This is a genomic window from Bradyrhizobium sp. UNPA324 (assembly GCF_006658635.1).
In the GTDB taxonomy this organism is placed as follows: domain Bacteria; phylum Pseudomonadota; class Alphaproteobacteria; order Rhizobiales; family Xanthobacteraceae; genus Bradyrhizobium; species Bradyrhizobium nanningense.
In genome coordinates, this window is the sequence record NZ_LFJD01000004.1 from 2736748 (window position 1) to 2751336 (window position 14589).

At 63.9% G+C, this 14589-nt stretch carries 11 protein-coding genes; 1 reads left to right on the forward strand and 10 read right to left on the reverse strand.

Annotated features, from left to right (window positions below):
* Window positions 1-722 precede the first annotated feature (722 nt).
* From UNPA324_RS13380 to UNPA324_RS13400, 5 genes are all read right to left on the reverse strand, one after another.
* On the reverse strand, window positions 723-1256 hold the full coding sequence (locus tag UNPA324_RS13380) for a cytochrome b (RefSeq protein ID WP_141934860.1): 534 nt from the start codon (window positions 1254-1256) through the stop codon (window positions 723-725).
* Between the two features lie 769 nt (window positions 1257-2025).
* On the reverse strand, window positions 2026-3372 hold the full coding sequence (locus UNPA324_RS13385) for a carbohydrate porin (RefSeq protein ID WP_141934861.1): 1347 nt from the start codon (window positions 3370-3372) through the stop codon (window positions 2026-2028).
* A 149-nt stretch (window positions 3373-3521) separates the two neighbouring features.
* On the reverse strand, window positions 3522-4580 hold the full coding sequence (locus UNPA324_RS13390; protein WP_141934862.1) for an ABC transporter permease: 1059 nt from the start codon (window positions 4578-4580) through the stop codon (window positions 3522-3524).
* Window positions 4577-6103, reverse strand: coding sequence for a sugar ABC transporter ATP-binding protein (locus tag UNPA324_RS13395; protein ID WP_141934863.1), 1527 nt, complete (start codon window positions 6101-6103; stop codon window positions 4577-4579). The genes UNPA324_RS13390 and UNPA324_RS13395 overlap by 4 nt, the downstream gene beginning before the upstream one ends.
* Window positions 6104-6160: 57 nt before the next feature.
* Window positions 6161-7123, reverse strand: coding sequence for a sugar-binding protein (locus UNPA324_RS13400; protein WP_181769388.1), 963 nt, complete (start codon window positions 7121-7123; stop codon window positions 6161-6163).
* 256 nt (window positions 7124-7379) lie between these two features.
* Between UNPA324_RS13400 and UNPA324_RS13405 the strand changes: the two genes are divergently transcribed.
* Window positions 7380-8648: an ROK family protein gene (locus tag UNPA324_RS13405; RefSeq protein WP_141934864.1), complete on the forward strand. Its 1269-nt coding sequence runs from the start codon at window positions 7380-7382 to the stop codon at window positions 8646-8648.
* A 136-nt stretch (window positions 8649-8784) separates the two neighbouring features.
* On the opposite strand, the gene UNPA324_RS13410 is transcribed toward UNPA324_RS13405, so the two are convergent.
* From UNPA324_RS13410 to hpnC, 5 genes are all read right to left on the reverse strand, one after another.
* Complete coding sequence (locus UNPA324_RS13410) at window positions 8785-9597, reverse strand: phosphorylase (RefSeq protein ID WP_128917082.1); 813 nt, start codon at window positions 9595-9597, stop codon at window positions 8785-8787.
* Window positions 9531-11528 (reverse strand): squalene--hopene cyclase, encoded by a 1998-nt coding sequence (gene shc, locus UNPA324_RS13415; RefSeq protein WP_141934865.1) that lies wholly within the window; start codon window positions 11526-11528, stop codon window positions 9531-9533. Before shc ends, UNPA324_RS13410 begins: the two co-directional genes overlap by 67 nt.
* 64 nt (window positions 11529-11592) lie before the next feature.
* On the reverse strand, window positions 11593-12849 hold the full coding sequence (hpnE, locus tag UNPA324_RS13420; protein WP_141934866.1) for a hydroxysqualene dehydroxylase HpnE: 1257 nt from the start codon (window positions 12847-12849) through the stop codon (window positions 11593-11595).
* Window positions 12849-13688 (reverse strand): presqualene diphosphate synthase HpnD, encoded by an 840-nt coding sequence (hpnD, locus tag UNPA324_RS13425; protein ID WP_141934867.1) that lies wholly within the window; start codon window positions 13686-13688, stop codon window positions 12849-12851. The genes hpnE and hpnD overlap by 1 nt, the downstream gene beginning before the upstream one ends.
* Entirely contained in the window at window positions 13678-14562 is an 885-nt protein-coding gene (gene hpnC, locus UNPA324_RS13430; RefSeq protein ID WP_141934868.1) for a squalene synthase HpnC, read from the reverse strand. Before hpnC ends, hpnD begins: the two co-directional genes overlap by 11 nt.
* Window positions 14563-14589 lie beyond the last annotated feature (27 nt).

The window sequence follows — 14589 nt, forward strand, 5'->3', positions numbered from 1 at the left end:
ACCCCAGATCCGTGCGCTATGAAGATGCACACGGGGTGGATCACAGGTGTTGCCGGTCGCCCGGCCTTCCCTGCGCGGTTGGTTTTAACGGTGTCCTTCGTGCTCTCCTCGGGGAGCGTTGCACTATTGCCCCCGTCGCCTCGCCGCTGATCGATGCGCGTGCCGGTTGGCTGCCACATCACCGCGAGGTTTGACGCCAGAACCCCGGGCGCCGGGACCACACGACTTCTCCGTCCGCGGACGGCCTCGCCGGAAGCATCCGAGGCTCGCGTGTGCTCACCCCCGAGTACCAGCTTGGCCGCTGTGACTACGCCGTGTCGTAGCGCGCCGCGCATGACTCACGGTTGCCCGCCCTGTCATCGCCTTTCGCGCCGGCGCTGCCGCGTCCACCGCACCCCAACCCGCATCTCGTGACGATCGCGAAGCGCCCCTCTGGCAGGGCCGGGATGAGTGTCCTATGCCATAAATCCGAAATTCTGGAAATAAGAATATTTTTACGAGGAGGGATTGACGGGGTTTGCGGTGTTTTGCCCGACGCTTGATGGAGACGTCTGTCGGCCCTCCCCTCGATCGTCCGGCGTCTTTGCAAAGAATCAAAAACAACCCATGCCGTAATTAATAGAGAGCACTTGACGAATTCGATCCCCACCGTCGCAGGGGCAAAGCGATCGTCGGTCACAATGAACAAGGCACAGGAAGCCACGGGCCCCGAATAGAGGCGGCTACGGCCGCATACGGTCGAGCAAATGATCACGCCATACGTATTGGTGCCCCAACGCCGCCAAGGCGTGAACTCCGGCGACCACGACTAGCGCATTGGCTGCGAACTCGTGCCACTCGTTGATACTATGCCGGGTCGCCGGGTCACCACTGCCGAATTGCGGCACCGACCACAGTCCAAAGATATTGAAGCCGCGATACGAGGCATCAATGATGCCAGCCACGACCACGAGGCCAAGCAGGATGTACAACGCTAAATGCGTTAGTCTCGCGATCGTATAGAGGGTCCCGCTATCGGCAGGCGGCAGCACGCGCCCAAAATGCGCCCGCCAAGCAACTCGCGTCACGATAACAAATGCAGTGAGGAAGCCTAACACGACGTGCGTGGACCACACTCCGGTGCGGAGTGGCCCGCGCGGAAAGAGGTCTCCGGTCTGACCTATTCCCCATAAGACAATGACGAGGGCGACGGTGATCCAATGCAGCCAGACGGTCGTCGGATCATAGTGTTCGTCGGTTTCGACAAAGCGGCTCATAGTTATTTTATCGCATGCGCGCAGGCAGGCGGTTTTGATCTTGATCAGACCAAGCAGAGAAGCTTGAAACGGGGCCTATTAGGTCCCGGCTGATCCGAGCAGGCCCACTTCTTGCCGGCGAATATAAGCCTAAGTCTTTGGTCGCTTTATGTGTTATCTGTTCTATGAAGAACAGAAATAAGGCTTGCAGCAAGGGCCACATGACTTCTCCGTCCGCGGACGGTTTGACCTGATCGCCGGGGGCTCGCGTGTGCTCGCCTCCGACGACGACCGAAACCGCTGTAACCGCGCCGTATCGTACCGCGTCGCGCCTGACTCACGGTTGCCCGCCCTGTCATCGCCTTTCCGTGCCGGCGCTGCCGCGTCCACCGCACCCCAACCCCGCATCTCGTGACGATCGCGAAGCCCCTCTGGCAGGGCCGGAATAGACGCCCTATGCCACAAATCCGAAATTCTGGAAAGTGGAATATTTTTATGACGAGGGGTTGACGGACTTTGCGGTGTTTGCCCGACGGGTGCGTTGGGACAAGCGGCGCCGCCCCCTCGCCGTCATTCCGGCGCGCGCACCCATCCTTACGAAGCTGGCTACGCGCCAGACGGAAAAAGCCCGGTCGCACGACCGGGCTTTTTCTTTTGTTCAGCTCCAACGCCAAGGGGAAGACCGGAGCGACGCTCCCTATTCCCTATGGGGTGGCCCACTCTCATGCAAAAGGTTCAAGACAACCGGATGCATGTCCGGGCTTTCGCGTCGAACGGCTTTCGCGTCACATCAGAAGTGGACCTCGGTGCGCATGCCGAGAACGACGGCATTGTCGGTCTTCACGCCCACGGCGTTATAGCCGCGTCCGCCGGGATTGATCACATACTGCGCGTCGAACTTGAGGTTCATCCATCCCGTCGCCTGCCAGCCGTACCAGACTTCGAGCGGAACCTCGTTGCCGCCGGCGTTGGGGCTGAGGGCCGCCGTGTTCACATGGGTGGTGCCCACCGCGAAGCCGACTTCGTCCTGGGGACGCCAGCTGAACGTTCCGGTATGCCGGAAGCCCAGGGCGATCTGGTAGTCCTGGTACGACGTCCGGTGATCGGCAACGGTCGTATTGAGGAAGGTGTACCAACCCACCGCGCCAGGACCGTCGACGGTCAACCGTTGCAGGATCGACTCGTAGACGCCGTAGCGGCCTCTTTGATCGCTGAGGTTTTGATCCGGCACACCGCCGACGCCCGGGATGGTGCTGACGACACCGGGAAGGCCGCCATCGATCGACGAGGCGCTGTCGTACCAGCCGCCAACTCTCCAGGTCCCGGTCAAGGGCCCTTTCGGCGTCCAGACCAACTCCACCGGCACCATCACGCCACTGGCGGGGTTTGAGGCGGGGATGCCTGGCAAGAAGTAGATGCCGGGGTCTGACGTCGTCAGGTAACCCGGATTGGCGTCGTAGACGCCGACCGAGATCGTGAACTCCGGCGCGATCTTGTAGTGGACGACCCCGGCCCACTGGCTCACCGGCCAGTTGTAGATGTACCCTCCCTGGATGTTGCCGGGCTGGCCGCCGCAGAAGGTCAGGTTGATGAACTCGCACAGACCGAAGAAGAAGTCGGAGCCGACCGGAAGACGGCCGCCTTTGAGTTCGAGACGGTCATCGAACAGCTTCTGCGAGTAATAGAGCTGTGTCAGGCGCAGGATATTGCCGCGGCCGAACACTTCGTTGGTCAGTTGCAAGGCGGGAATGTCCGCCTCGGTGTTCAGGTTCTTGCCGAAGCGGTCGACCAGCGTGAGGCCGACCGTGCCGCCGGGGATGCCGGCAAGCTTTCCCATATCCAGCTTTGCACCAAACCACAGCTGACCCGCGTTGGCTGCGGTGTTCCTGCTCCCGCCCGAGACGTTGCCGACGGATTCGTTACCGAGCGTCAGGCCCAGCTCGATGCCCTGCTCCTTCAGCTTGGTTCGGCCGAGGTCGCCGAATAGATACGGTCTCGTCCAGAAATCGTCAGCCGCATAAGGAACAGGAGCGGCCTTGGTCGAAAAATCGGCCGCATGTACCGCACCGCCAAGCAGCGATGAGAGAGCAATCCCCACACCGCACGCACATGCGGTGCTCACTAACCTGCGCAACATTTTCTTCGTCCTCCCGCCGTCTCAGGCTTTGTCGTTGTTGCCTCGCGTTCCTGCCCAAGCCCTCGAGCCTGAAACGCGCTCCTTCCCCAGCACACCATCACAGCCGCACGCCCACGAAGCAGCCTTGTGTCAACTGGAGCCTGGATCCGTCATGCCTGGTCGCCCGTTCTCACCGGCAGCGCGTCCACGCCGCGCGGTGCTGCACCCTGCTGTCCTTCACGTGTCGATTTCGGCGCCGTGCGGGCGAGACCGGCCAGCGCCATCTTGCGCCGACGCCGGGCCTGCAACTGATGATCCGCCAACACGCCGATCAAGATCACCGTCCCCATCACCGCGAAGTTCAGGGAATTGGGGATGCCCAGGATATTCACGAGGTTCTGCAGCACCTGCAGCAGCGCGGTCCCCAGCACGATACCGAGAATGGAGCCTTCGCCGCCGCGCAGGCTGCACCCGCCCAGGACGGCAGCCGCGATCGCGTAGAGCTCATAGAAATTGCCGAAGGAGCTCGGAGACACCGAGTTGGTGTAGAACACGAACAAGATCGTCGAAACTCCGGCGAGCCCACCGCTGATGATATAGGCGGTTGCGATCACCATGTTGGTGTTGATGCCCGAGAAGCGCGCCGCTTCCTCGTTCTTGCCGACGGCATAAAGCCAGCGTCCGTAGACCGAGCGGTGCAGCAGCACGCCGAGGACGAGCGCAAGGATGATCAGAAAGATGAAGGTGTTCGGGATGCCCGCCACATTGCCGGAGGCGATGCTGCTCAGCGTCGCGGCCTCGTCGCCATAGCCGAAGCCGCGTGTCGAGTCGCTCGTATAATAGCGGGCGGCGCCGCGATAGATCAGTAGGCCGCACAGCGTCACGATGAAGGGCTGCATCTTCAGCCGGGTGACGAGGAAGCCCTGAATGCCTCCCAGCGCCAGCCCGCCCAGCAATACGGCCAGCAGCGCCAGGGGCCACGGGACCTCGTAAGTCGTCAGAAGGTCGATGAATACGACGCCGAGCAGCGCGAACATCGAGCCAAGCGAGAGGTCGATGCCGCCGGTGATGATCACGAGCCCCTCGCCGAGCGCGAACACGCCGAACAGGCCGATCAGATTGGCCATGTTGAGCAGGTTCACCAGCGACAGGAAGGCTGGATTGATCGCGCCCGTGACGGCGGAAATCACCACGAGCAGCAGGCCGAGGCCAAGTTCTTTCTTGTTCATGGCGCAGCCGCTTCCACGGTTTCCAGCGCCTGGCCGATTGCAAGCTGCAACACGTTGTATTCGCTGAACTGCGGCCGCTCCAGCACGCCGCTGACGCTGCCTTCATGCATCACCGCGATCCGGTCGGAGACGCCAATGACCTCCTCCATGTCCGAAGAGATCATCACGATCGCGACGCCCTGGTCGGCGAGTTCGCGCATCAGCGCGTAGATCTCGCTCTTGGCACCGACGTCGACGCCACGGGTCGGCTCGTCGAAGAACATCACGCGCGGCTGCATGGAGAGCCACTTGCCCAGCACGACCTTTTGCTGGTTGCCGCCCGAGAGCGTCACGGCTTCCATATCGATGCTCGGCACCTTGATGGAGAGGCGCCTCACCTGCTCCTTGGCAGCCTTGCGCTCGGCCGGGGCGCTGACCAGCCACATCTGCGCATAATTCAGCAGGCTGGCCAGCGTCACGTTCTCCCGGATCGGCAGCTCCAGCACGAGCCCGGATTTCTTGCGATCCTCCGGCATCAGATAGATGCCTTGCCTGATCGCCTCCCGCGGCGATGCGACATCGATCGGCGCGTCGTCGATCCTGATCTCGCCGCCCAGCGGCGGATCAATGCCGAAAGCCGCGCGGGCAAGGGAGGTGCGACCGGCGCCCACGAGCCCCGCCAGTCCGAGTATCTCGCCATGCCGCACGGAAAGATCGACCTGCCGGTCGGGAAAGGCCGACGTCACGAGGCCGACGATATCGCAGCCGCCCGGCTGCGGCGGCCGCTTCGGCGGCGTATGCAGCGCTTTCAGGTCGCGGCCGATCATCAGCCGGATCATTGCGGCATGGCTGAGCTGGTCTCGCGCCAGCTCCCCCACCGTGCGCCCGTCGCGGAGCACCACGACGCGGTCGGCGCAGGTCATGATCTCGCTGAGCCGGTGAGAGATATAGATCACCGAGATGCCGTGCGCCTTCAGATCCGCAATCACCTCCAGCAGCCGTTCGGTCTCCGAAATCGTCAGGCTGGAGGTCGGCTCGTCCATGATGATGACGCGGGCGTCGATCGAGAGCGCCTTGGCGATCTCCACCAACTGGCGCTCGGCGATCGACAGGTTGTCGACCAGCGTGTCCGGGGTGAAATCGGCGCCCAGCCGCTCCAGCAGCGGCATCACGCGGGCATGCATCTTTGCATCGTCGACCAGCTTGAGCGGGCCGCCGACAAGCAACTCGCGTCCAATGAAGACGTTCGCGGCGACGTCGAGATTTTCGAAAAGGTTCAGTTCCTGATGCACGAAGGCGATGCCGGCCTGCGTCGCCTCGTTCACCGTCATACGGGCGTGGTCGGTGCCGCCGATGCGTATCACGCCCTCGCTCGGCGCGATCACGCCGCCCAGCACGCGCATCAGCGTCGATTTGCCGGCGCCGTTCTCGCCGATCAGGCCCAACACCTCGCCCCGGTACACACGCAGACTGACGTCGTCGAGGGCCATGACCCCGGGATAGGACTTGCTGATACCGGCGAGTTCGAACAGGATGTCCGCCATTCATTTCCTCCCGCACGACGCCCGACTGTGCCAGCCGGGCGTCGAAAGGCGCTGAAGTCACTTCTTCAACAGTGCCTTCAGATTTGCGGTGAATTCCGCGACGTTGGACTTGCTGACCACTTGGGTTGGCACGATCAGCTTGCTGTTAGCCGGAATCCAGGACTTGTCGCCGTTCAGTGTCTTGATGATGTTGGTGGCGGAGAGATACCCGAATTCGTATGGCTGCTGCACGACCGTGGATTCGATTGTGCCGTCGGATATTCCCCGCAGCGTGCGCTGGTCCTCGTCGAAGCCGACGATCTTCACCTTGCCGGCCTTGCCCGCCGCCTTGACCGCGTCATAAATCAGCGGCGTCTCGTAGCTCCAAAGGCCGGACAAGAGCGCGATGTCGGGATATTTGACCAGCACGTTCTCCATATTCGCCTTGGCCTTGGCGAAGTCCACCTGGTCGGTGAACACGTCGACCAGCTCGACCTTGGTGCCGGCGATCGCGTCCTTGATCCCCTGCACCCGCTCGCGGGCATTGTCCGCGTCCATCGTGCCGACGAACAGCGCGATCTTGCCGCCGCTCGGCAGCGCCTTCTTGATCTCTTCGCCTGCTTGCCGCCCGGCCGCGACGTTGTCGGTGCCGATATAGGCGAGACGATTGCTCTGCGGCGCGTCGCTGTCCGTCGTGATCAACACGGTCTTGGCCGCAACCTTGTTGAGCTGTTCGGTCGCGTGCGGCGCATCGTCGACCGAGATGGAGATACCGGCGACGCCGCGCACCAGCAGGTCGTCCAACTCGCGCCGCTGGCCCGCCGCCGTGCCTTCGTTGGTGACAATCAGTTCGATATTGTATTCCGGGTGTTCCTTCTGCGCCTTTTCCAGCCCGCGGCCGGCGATGGTCCAGAAGTCGGCCGCAACATTGGTGACCAGCGCGATGGTCTTCTTCTGCTGGGCCTGTGCCATTCCCGTCGCCATCGCGAGCGCGGCGGTCGCGACCAACGGCACTAGCAATTTCTTCATCGATCCGTTCATCTGCACCTCCCTTTGGACACCCCGGATAAGGGCTTCATGACGCCTTTTGCGCCCTATTTTATTTACACAGCGAAGAAATGTCGCAGAGCAAAACACCGAAAACAGGATGTACTGGCTCATTCTTCAAGCGGAAATAGTACATAAGGTACGATAATAGTAAATATAGCTCCCAGACGACGTTTTCCGGCTGTGCTTTTCCGATCACACTAACCGACCACCCGCATATTAATTTCACGTCGTGAACTAAAGAGACAGCATGGCTGACCAAATTGAACCGCCCAGACGCATTTCAGGCACCGCCCGCGGTTCGAACCGCGGCCGCCTCGTCGAAGTCCTGCGACGTCAGGGGCCATTGCCGCGCGTGGAGCTCGCCCGGAGTACGGGATTGAGCTTCCCCGCCGTTTCCGGCCTGACGTCGAAGCTGATCGCGGAAGAATTGCTGTGCGAGACCGAGACAGCGGCAACGTCATGGGCCGACGACACGGACGAAGACGATGCGGACGGGCTGAACGGCCGCCGTCGCGGCCGGCCCGCTGTGCTGCTGACCCTGAACCCGGAGTTCGGCCGCATCATTGCGGTCTCGCTGCGCATGAACCTGATCGAAACACTGATCGCGGATTTCAGCGGCTCCGGCCTGGCGCAATCGCGGCTCGAAATCGCGACGCGGGCGCTCGATACGGGCGCGTTATGCGATCTCGTGATCGCGCAGATCGATTCGATGCTTGAGGCGACGGCCACACCGCGCCATCGCCTGTTGGGAATAGGGATTGCCCTGCAGGGCATCGTGAACGCGGACACCGGCCGGCATCTGTGGAGTCCGGCGCTGTCCGTCACCGATATCGATCTGGTGAAGCCGGTGCGCCAGGCCTTCGACGCCGAAGTCGTGATGGCGAATGACGCTGTTGCGGTTGCGCTCGCGCTTTGCGCCGCGGAGCCGGCGCTGGCGCAGGGCCTCTCGGCCACGATCATGGTCGGCCACGGCGTCGGCATGGGCGTCGTTGTCGATGGTGAGGCGCGCTGGGGCGCCGGCGCCGGCAGCGAGATCGGCCATATCAAACTGGGATCGAACGGGCCGCAATGCCGCTGCGGCCAGCGCGGCTGCATCGAGGCCCATCTCGCCGACTACGCGCTCTACCGCGACGCCCGTACCTTTCTCGACTTGCCGCCGGCGGTGTCGCAACAACCGTCCGAGGCGCAGATGGCCCTGCTGCGCGAGCGAGCGCGGGGCGGCGATCCCCGTCTCGAGCATGTATTCCAGCAGGCAGGTCGCGCGCTTGCCGAGGCGGTCGCGGCAACGATATCCGTGCTGCGCCCACACCATGTGATCCTGGCCGGACCCGGACTGCAGGCATTCGACATGATGCGCCGCGCCTATGAGGAGCGGCTCGAGCAAGCGGTGTTGCCATGGCTGCTCAAGTCCACGGCGATCTATCTGCGTCCAAGCGAATCGGCGGCAATCGTCGAGGGCATGATGCGACGGACACTGTGGGTCGTGGACCGAAACCGCATGGAGGCGACCGAGTGAGCGTGAGAAGCCGCGGCCTTGGCGATCTGGTCGGCTCCCGGATGACGCTGTCACCCCATCCCGGCTACGGACACTCATACGCAAAAGGCCCGGTCGCCGATGGCGACCGGGCCTTTTGCTTTATCGCATCAAGAGGTCAGGCCGCCTTCGACACCAGCGCCTCGCTGTCGATCAGCTCGGTGCCGATCAGATAATCGCGGCAGCCGCGCAAGCTCCGCAAAGCGCGGTTGAAGTCGATGCCGGTCGAGACCAGCGCATGCAGCGTCGCCGGATTGCGCACGATGCCGCGCAGCACGGCCGCGAGGTCGATCTGGCCGTTCGGCTTGATCGCGGCGCGGGCGAGCGCCGGCAGCGCGCGGTGGGCGGGATCGCTGATGACGCGGACCGCGGCAAAGGGCAGCCCGGCCTCGGCGGCATAGGCGGCCGCGATGTGGCTTTCCATGTCGACGGCGGCAGCGCCCGTCTCCGAGTGTAGCGCCGCCTTGCAGGAGCGCCCCGTGACCACTTCCTCGGCACCGGCAAGGCTGCCGCGCACCACGCGGCGGCGCCCCGAGGTCAGGCGGTCGATCAAATCGTCGCCGAGCGAGAGGCCTGCGGCCCAGCGGGTGTCGCCGTCGAGCACTTCGGTCGCCAGCACGACATCGCCGGAACGCAGCGTCGGGTCGAGCCCGCCGGCCACGCCGAACGAGATCACGCCGCGAATCGTCTCGGGATCCACCACGGTCAGAAGCGCCCGCAACTGCGTCGGGCTGCTCGATGAACAGATCACGGCCATTCCCGGCCCGGCCGCGATGCGGGCCTCCTGCACCAGTCCGGTCACGATCAGTATCGGACGCGGGTCGATGGCCTGACCCGCGGTAAAATAGTCCCCCGTCCCCAAAGTCACATTCCGACCCCTACCACCCTGCTGTTGGTGTTCCGCAAGTTCCGATACCGCGCCAGTGCCCACAGCGGAAAGAACTTTGGGTAACCATGATAACGTAGATAGAACACGCGGGGGAAGCCTGTGGCGGTGTACCGCTGCTCGTCCCACAGTCCTTTTTCGTTCTGTGTTGCAATCAGGTACTCCACCCCGCGGGCGACGGCCGGGTGATCAACCTCGCCTGCCGCCATCAGGGCAAGCAAGGCCCATGCCGTTTGCGAGGCCGTCGAGGGGGCGGCTTCCCAGCCCTTGTAGTCCAGTCGGTAGCTGACGGCGTCCTCGCCCCAGCCGCCGTCCTTGTTCTGGATCGAGGCCAGCCAGCCGGCGGCTTTGCGAATCATGAGGTCCTTGTGGTCGACCCCGGCCATGTTGAGGGCACAGAGCACCGACCAGGTTCCATAGATGAAATTCATGCCCCAGCGGCCGTACCAGGACCCCTCGGGGTGCTGGGTCTTCCGCAAATAGGCGACCCCGTCAGCCACATGCTTGCTGGTCTTCGCGGTCTCGCCGAGTTGGGCCAGCATCGAGATGCAGCGTGCCGTGACGTCCTCGGTCGGCGGATCGAGCAACGCGCCGTGGTCGGAGAACGGGATGTTGTTGAGATAATATTCGAGATTATTGACGTCGAAGGCGGCCCAGCCGCCGTCGTCGCTCTGCATGCCCTCGATCCACTCCCGGCCGCGGATGATCGCGGCGTCATAGCCGCTCGCGCCGTGTTCCCGGCGCATGCGGTCCATCGACATCACCACCACGGCGGTGTCGTCGAGGTCGGGGTAATGCGCATTGTTGTACTGGAAGGCCCAGCCGCCCGGACGCACGTCGGGCCGCTTCACGGCCCAGTCGCCCTTCACCTCGAGCTCCTGCCTCGGGATCAACCAGTCGAGGCCCTGCTTGGCGGCCGGCACCGCCTTGTCGCCGCCGGCTTCCAGCAGCGCATGCGCCGTCAGCGTCGTATCCCAGACCGGCGAGACGCAGGGCTGGCAGTAGGCCTCCTCCTCGCCGATGACGAGGAGCTTGTCGATGCCCCGGCGCGTGACCGCGCGCGGCGGATAGTTCTCGTCCTTGCCGAGCGCGTCATACATCATGACGATGTTGGCCATGGGCGGATAGATCGCACCCATGCCGTCCTCGCCGTTGAGCCGCTCCTCGGTGAAGGCGAGCGCCGCATCGATGGCGCGCTTGCGCAGGCTCTTGGGAAACAGCGGCTCGATCACGCGCAAAATGCCGTCGAGCGAACGAAACAGCAGGAACCAGGCCATGCTCTGATGCGGCGCCTTGGCGGTCATGCCGATCGAGCGCGGATCCTGCAGGAACAATTCGTCGATGCCGACCCCTTTCGGATTCTTCGCGCGCGGCTTGAGCGCTGCGAGCACCATCAACGGCACCATGGTGGTACGCGCCCAGTAGGAGATCTTGTTGAGGTGGAACGGCGACCAGAACGGCAGCAGCACGATCTCGATCGGCAACACCGGCACCGCGCGCCAGGTCACCACGCCGTACATCGCAAGCAGGAAGCGCGTGAAGACGTTGCTGTGAACAGCGCCGCCGCGCGCATGGATCGCCTCGCGCGCACGCACCATGTGCGGGGCGTCGACGCTGTCGCCGATCATCTTCAGCGCGAAGTAGGCCTTCACGCTGGCACTCATGTCGAACTCGCCCTCATGCACCAGCGGCCAGCCGCCATGGGCGCCCTGAACGCGGCGAAGATAATTGGCGATCTTGGCTTCGAGCACGGCGTCGACCGGCTCGGCGAGATAGTGGCGCAGCAGGATGTACTCGGCCGGAATCGTGCAGTCGGCCTCGAGCTCGAACACCCAATGGCCGTCCGCCTGCTGGAAGTCGAGGACGCCCTGCGTCGCCGATGCAATGCTCGATTCCAGGATGCCCGGTTGCAAGGTCCCCGGTTGCAAGGCCTCCTGTTGAAGGGCTTCGCGGCTGGTCGCGTTCACGGAATCCATCTCGCTCGATTGCTCCGATAGTCGATTGAAATTGGCCGGGACGTTTGCCCGTCAGGGCCGCCTGTCAGGATCCTTTGGCGGCCAGAACCAAATCGGCGGCGCGATCACCTGATCGCACCGATCCCTCGATGGTTGCAGGCAATCCCGTAGCAGTCCAATCCCCCGCGAGGAACAGGTTTTTCAGCGCGGTGACCGGCCCCGGGCGCAAGGCATTCTGCGCCGGCGTCGCCGCGAATGTGGCACGGCGCTCGCGCACGATCTGCCAAGGGGGCAGCTCACCGGACACGCCGCCCGCCTCGCAGACCTCGTTCCAGATCGTCTGCGCGAGTTCCTCGCGCGGCATGTCGACCAGACGGTCGCCATTGCTGATGGTGACGGAAAGCCGGTTCGGGAACGCGAACAGCCATTCCACGACGCCGCCGAGCACGCCGAGGATCGGCGCCGAACCCGGCGGCGGTGTGATGCGGAAATGCGCATTGACGATGGCGCGGAATTCCGTCGGCGTCTTCAGCCCCGGCAGCAGGCTCGCGGCCGCGCGTGGCGGCACCGCCATCACGACAACATCGCCCTCACCGATGTGGATCACGTCCTCGCCGCCGAAATGCAGCGCAATGGCCTTGCCGTCACTGGTCGCAAACGAACGCAGTTCATGGCCGAGCTGAACGGAATGGCCACGTTCCTGCAAAAACTTCACCGCGGGCTCGATCAGCACGGCACTGAGGCCGTCGCGCGCGATCAGCGGACGGCAGGCCTGCCCACCCGCAAGCAGCGTCTCGCGCACGATCGCGCCGGCAAGCCCCGCCGAGCCCTCGGGCGGATCGACGTTGAGGGCTGCGAGCAGCAGCGGCTGCACCAGTCGCTGGTAGAGCACGCCTTCACAAGGAATGGACTTGCCGACCAATGTCTCTTCCGAGGCCCAGATCAGCGGCGCCAGCTTCAGGTAATCGGTGAGACTCGTATCAGGAACGCGACGGCTCTCGTCGAGCACCCAGGTCGGCAACCGGCCCGCGCCGAGATCGATCTGCCAGCGCTGCCCGGTCTTGATGTCGACGAAGGGGAACTGCGCGCTTTCCGGCCCGACGAGTCCCGCCTCGGTGCCGATCGCGCGCGCATAGGCGCGCGCATGGCTGTTGCCCGACAGCAGCAGATGATTGCCGTTGTCGATGGTGAGATTGGTGGCGCCGTCGAAATAAGAACGGCAACGGCCGCCGGCCTGCTGCGTGGCCTCGTGCACGGCGACCTTGAAGCCGGCATTGGCGAGCCGCACGGCGGCGGAGAGGCCGGAAATTCCAGCACCGATGATGTGAGCTGTCTTTTGCATCAGATGAAAGCGTAGCGGAGCAGGATGGCGATGCGTGTGACCTTCGACACACGCACCGGCTGGCGCGGCGCGTTGAAACCGCGCGCAATCAGGAGATCCAGAATGGAATGATAGTATTTCGACATGATCCGCGGCGCGCGCACCACGCGGCGCTTGTTGCGTTTCATGATCTCGTCCGACTTCTCGAAATGCGCCTTCGCACGCTGCGTCAGCGGCAGGCAGACCTTCGGCAGCGCGCGCTCGGCAATCACGCGGTTCGGATCATCAGAGGTGATGCCGGCATGCAGCAGCGCCTCGCGCGGCAGATAGAGCCGGCCGAGACCTGCGTCCTCGTCGATGTCGCGCAGGATATTGGTGAGCTGAAGCGCGCGGCCCAAATGATAGGCGAGCTGGATGCCGTCCTCTTCGGGCAGGCCGAAGACCCGCACCGACAGCCGTCCCACGGCGCTGGCGACGCGATCGCAATACAGATCCAGCGTCGCCATGTCGGGCGCGCGGATGTCCTGCGGCACGTCCATCTCCATGCCGTCGACGATCGCCAGGAAATCCTCGCGCTTGAGGCCGAAGGTCTTCACCGAGGCGACGTAATCCTTCAGCCGCGGCGGCGGATTGCCCTGGTAGAGCGCGTCGATGTCGTTGCGCCACTCTTGAAGCGCGGCGAGCCGCTCCTCGCGCGGGCCGTCGGAATCGGCGATGTCGTCGACCTGGCGGCAGAAGCTGTAGATCTGGAACATCGCTTCGCGCTGGTCATGCGGCAGGATGCGCATCGCGGCGTAGAAGGAGCTGCCGGATGCGGTCGAGCCATAATTGGCGCCGGGCGAGGTCGCCTCAAGCGTCATGTGCAGTCCCCGGTCTGGAAATGGCCTTGCGTCCAATTGCGCGGCGGCCGGCCTCACCAAGCATTCCGGCAAGGCTGAAGACGAGCAGTTCGAACTTGTTCAGATGTACCCGCTCGCGCAGGGGATCGCGCACCTTCAGGAGGCGCACGATGCGGTCGGCATAGGCCTGGATGACCGCGACGTCGATGCCCAGACGGAAATCCCGGATCTCGGCGCTCAACGACCTGCCCTCGTCGAGCAGCGCTTCGTTGCGCGCGGCGAGCTCCTGCAGACAGGCCAGCATCGCCGGCGGCGATTGCGCAAGCCCGAGTTGCTCGACCGAGGCGCCATGTGCTGCCAGCGCATCGCGCGGCAGATAGACGCGGTTGAGCTCGCGGAAATCCTTGCCGCAATCCTGCAAATGGTTGTTGATCTGCAGGCCCGCGCAGAGCGCATCCGATGCGGCCCAGGTCGAGGTGCTCTCGCCGTGGACGTCGAGCATGAAGCGGCCGACCGGCATCGCCGAATAGCGGCAATAGTGGATGACTTCGTCCCAGTTCTCGTAACGCAGCTTGGTCACGTCCATGCGGAACGCAGTGAGCACGTCGAGCGCATGGCGCGGCGCCATGCCGCGCTCGGCGAGCGCGCGCCGCAAGCTGACGGCCTCAGCCTGGGTGTCGCCCTTGCCGAGCAGCTCCGCCTCGAGCAGGTCGAGATAGCTAAGCTTCTGGTCGGACGGGAGCGTCGCGTGGTCGGCGATATCGTCGGCGGTGCGGACGAAATTATAATACGCCAGGATCAGGGCGCGATGACGCGGATGAATGATCCAGGACGCGACGGGAAAATTCTCGTCGCGGTCACCCTTGCCGGATCGCAATTCGCTCGCAGAGGTCATCGAGGGCTGGTTTACAATCGTTTGGAC